General features: G+C 46.5%; 2 protein-coding genes. One reads left to right on the top strand and one right to left on the bottom strand.

Annotated elements, in window-relative coordinates; genetic code table 11:
• Positions 1–29: 29 nt before the first annotated feature.
• Complete coding sequence (locus IM753_RS12740; protein ID WP_065256713.1) at positions 30–482, bottom strand: universal stress protein; 453 nt, start codon at positions 480–482, stop codon at positions 30–32.
• Positions 483–658: 176 nt separating this feature from the next.
• Here IM753_RS12740 and IM753_RS12735 point away from each other — a divergent pair, with 176 nt between their 5' ends.
• Positions 659–1,360, top strand: coding sequence for a hypothetical protein (locus tag IM753_RS12735; protein ID WP_065274065.1), 702 nt, complete (start codon positions 659–661; stop codon positions 1,358–1,360).
• Positions 1,361–1,416: the final 56 nt, after the last annotated feature.

Here is a 1,416-nt window from a genome sequence, read left to right as displayed (position 1 = left end):
CCCAAATTTGCCCTTATCACAATGACTGTCTAACTGACCGAACCCAACTGCACCACCAGCAAATCAGCGTCCACATCGGGCAAAATGCTGTCGGCAGTTGCCCCTGCCAGCCACGCCGATAGCCCTGTACGTTTGTGGCGACCGATGACGACTAGGTCAATGGCGTGGGTGTTGCAGTAATCCACGATGCCTTTACGTCCTGAAATGGCGGTTTTGATTTTGGCGTTGTGGGCGTGTAGGTTGTTGCGTGCCAACACTTCGGCAAGACGAGTGCGAGCCACTTGGCAACGCTCATCGTCTATCTCTTCGTGCAGGGCGGACGCAGGGATTAGCTCGTAGCCAAAGCCGAGCATGGTCTCTTCGACCACGTGTAGCACAGACAGCTGAGCAGATGGCGATGAATCCAAAATCCATTTGGCTTTACTGGCGACAATGTCGGTGTCGTCATTTAAGTCGGTAACAAGTAACACGTGCTGATACATGGCAAACTCCTTAATAAAGGTGTGAAAAGGATACCGCTTAGTCTATAAATCTAGTAACAGTATAGCAAAATTCCCCATGAATGCAAGGGATATTTTGGGAGAATTTCGGGAGAATTTTGCTAAAATGATGAAAAAATTTGATAAAATAGAAATAAGTCCTTTTTGATGTTCCTGCCATGAAAAATCCAACCAGTCGCACTGCCAACAGAACGATAGATGTAATTTTTGTTCACCCCAAACACCGCAGTTATGTCATTTGGCATGATGGTGTGTTTTATCAGCTCACACGCATGAACCTAACCCAAAAAGCGTGGGACAGGCGAGTGGTGTATGATGGTTTGTTAGATGAGATTTTTGTGGCAAAAGAGTCGTGTGAGCAGGGCGAGACGGATGAGCGGACATGGCAAGAGCTGGGCTTGAACGTGGTAAAACTGCCCGATGAGTTACACAGCATTACCGCCAGTAAGTTTTTGGTGTGGTGGACGGTCAATCGCTACGGTTTTTGGCACGCCAAAGATGTCAAAGATGTTAGTGATAAGGGTGTGCAAAATCAGCCCGAGCCAATAGCAGAGCAAAAGCCACAGCAAAAAATACAGCAAGAGGCAGGGGCAGAGCCACAGGTAAGTGCTAGCACCGCCCAACAATCTGCTATGGATAAAAAGACTGGTAAAAATAGCGACATGATAGACAATGCCGTGCAAAGTAACCAAAGTAATCAAGCCAGTCAAGCCAACCAAACATTGACAGAGCAGACACAAACGCAAGCATCACCAAAACCCGTTCATAAGCCACATAAGCCATTGGAACAGTTGTCAGGCGATGATATTTTTGATGCCCTGCTTGATGATTTGGTGGATGAAGTCAGCCATTTAAAGTAGACGGAAAAAGACAGGTGCGACCAAAGAGTTTTTAAAGTTGTCACAAATTTAACAAT

Origin of the sequence: Moraxella sp. K127, assembly GCF_015223095.1 — a bacterium.
Classification (GTDB): Bacteria; Pseudomonadota; Gammaproteobacteria; order Pseudomonadales; family Moraxellaceae; genus Moraxella.
The sequence above is the reverse complement of the archived record's forward strand: the minus strand, read 5'-3'. Positions and strand labels throughout refer to the sequence as shown.

Coding starts and splice junctions, on each gene's coding strand:
- IM753_RS12735 (WP_065274065.1), top strand. CDS start 659: ATGAAAAATCCAACCAGTCGCACTGCCAACAGAACGATAGATGTAATT.
- IM753_RS12740 (WP_065256713.1), bottom strand. CDS start 482: ATGTATCAGCACGTGTTACTTGTTACCGACTTAAATGACGACACCGAC.